At 69.4% G+C, this 2,258-nt stretch carries 3 protein-coding genes; all 3 read right to left on the reverse strand.

The features are described from left to right. On the reverse strand, window positions 1–789 hold a 789-nt coding region (locus tag G3N93_RS38910; protein WP_241026889.1), incomplete at its 3' end, for a 3-deoxy-D-manno-octulosonic acid transferase. A 37-nt stretch (window positions 790–826) separates the two neighbouring features. Next, entirely contained in the window at window positions 827–1,711 is an 885-nt protein-coding gene (locus G3N93_RS38915; RefSeq protein WP_085039638.1) for a Kdo hydroxylase family protein, read from the reverse strand. Window positions 1,712–1,745: 34 nt separating this feature from the next. Beyond that, the coding region (gene waaC / locus G3N93_RS38920; RefSeq protein WP_206135423.1) for a lipopolysaccharide heptosyltransferase I at window positions 1,746–2,258 on the reverse strand (513 nt) is incomplete at its 5' end.

Consider the following 2,258-nt stretch of genomic DNA (forward strand, 5'->3'; position numbering starts at 1 on the left):
TTTTTTTGATCGGTACGTGCCCCCCCTTGCCTGCCCGGCTCGCGCACACTCTTCCCCTCCCCGCCTCTCTTCCGCTCCGGCCACCCACACGGGCCGCGCGCCAATCGCCTCGCGCCACGCATGGCCGCGCGCCGCGAGTTCCGGCGGCGTCGTCATGTCGAACTTCAGGTTGCCGAGCACGGTCACGTTGCGCGCGCCGAGCGACGTCAGCCGCTCCCCATCGGCCGGGCTCTGCGCGAGCACGCGCGAGAAGCCGCCGAACACATCGTGCGTCGCCGCGCCGAACTTCGATGCACGCCGGAACGAGCGCGCGGACATGCGCGCATTGGTCAGCACCAGCGGCACGTCCGCACGGCGGCACTCGTCGATCAGCGTGGGCCACACCTCGGTTTCCATCACGAGGCCGAGCGTCGGCCGCCACGCGCGCAGGAAGCGCCGCACCGCGCCGGGCATGTCGTACGGCAGGTAGCAGCGCAGCACGCGATCGCCGAAAATCTGTTCGCCGGTCGCGCGGCCGCTCGGCGTCATGTGCGTGAGCAGGATGCGCGCATCGGGGCGGGCATGCATCAGCGCGTCGATCAGCGGTTGCGCCGCGCGCGTCTCGCCAACCGATACCGCATGCACCCAGATCAGCGGCGCGCGGTCGTCGCGCGAACGGCCCGCCACGTGGCCGAAGCGTTCGCCGATGTGTTCGCGATAACCGCGCTCCTTGCGCGAGCGTACGTAAAGCCGGATGACGGCGATCGGTGCGACGAGCCACCACAGCGCGCGATAGATCACCCTCAGCATGCGGCGACCCTCATGTTGCAACGGAGAAGAGGGGCGCTCAAACCAGCGCCCTGCCCTTCAGGCGTTCGAGAATGCCGAGCGGCGCGCATTCGCGGCGCACCATCGCGTCGACCGGCAGGAAGAAGGTCTGTTCGAGCATGAACTGGCCGGACATCACAGCGTGCGAAGTCTGATCCGAGAAACATATCCACACGCAGCCGGGCGGAAACGGCATCGTCTCCTGCGGGCTCGTCTTCTGGTAGTCGAGATCGGCCTTCATGCTGTCGTGCAGGTTCAGCATCAGGTGGTCGTACGCGCTGCGCGGCGACTTCGTCACGTGCAGCAGGTTCAGCAGCCATGCGGCGCCCGGCAACTGCGGCTTGATGTGCGGCAGGAAGCGCTTCGCGACGTCCTCGAACGGCTCGCCGACGCGCCACACGCGCGGCACGCCGGCCGGGTTCACGTTCGTGAACACGCGCAGGATGCGCTCGCCGTAGTTGGGCCGCGACGGGAACGCGTCGACGTGCAGCCGGCTGTCGTCCTTGCGCCACGACGTCTGGCGCGTCTCGACCTGCATCAGCCGCAGGCTCGTCGGCGCGACGCGCAGCTTGCCGCGGTATTCGGGAAAGAGACCATCGACGAGCGTGCCGGCCTGCTGCTGGAAGCGCGCGACGAGCGCGCGCACCGCCGACTGCGTGACGCTGTCGCCGAGCACGCCGGCGAGCGCGCCGCCGTTCGGCGCGAGGCTGATGTTCTTGCGTTTCGGGTCGGCGAGCGCCGGATCGAGCAGCGCTTCCTCGCCGCCTTCGATCGCGAAGCGCAGATGCGGGAAATACAGCACCTTGCCTTCCTCGACGGCGGCCAGCAGCTGCTCGCGCGGCGCCGACAGGTTGTGTCCGCTCCAGTCGGCGGACGGGACTTCGATGATCTGGGATTCGCTCATGTTCGGTTCGCGTGGGTTCGCGCGTGTGACAGCGTTACAGGAGACCGAAGCCTGCGAGCGCCGACTTCACTTGCGCGATCGACGGGGGTTGCCCCGCCGTGCCGAGATTGACGACGTTCGGCGACCAGTAGCCGCCGGTCCGCCAGGCCGTCGCGAAATTGTACAGTTCGACCGTCGGACGCTTCAGCGCGGCCGCGATGTGAACCAGACCTGTATCAACCCCGACGATCGCATCCGCGCCGTCGATCAGGCCGACCACGGCCGGCAGCGACAGCTTCGGCGGCACGATCGCCGCCGCGCCGAACGCTTGGGCCAGCCGCTCGCTGGTCGCGCGTTCCGCGTCGTGGCCCCACGGCAGCACGAGCGACGCGCCGCGCCGCACGAGGGCCTGGCCGAGCTGGATCCACGCGGCGTCCGGCCAGTGCTTGTCGGCACGCGACGTTGCATGGACGAACACCACGTACGGCACCGGCAGGTTCAGGCCGAGCGCGGCCACCGCGAGCGCCGCCGCGCGCGTATCGAGGCCGAAGTCGACCGGATCGGCCGG

The organism is Burkholderia sp. Se-20378 (genome assembly GCF_017104665.1).
In the GTDB taxonomy this organism is placed as follows: domain Bacteria; phylum Pseudomonadota; class Gammaproteobacteria; order Burkholderiales; family Burkholderiaceae; genus Burkholderia; species Burkholderia lata.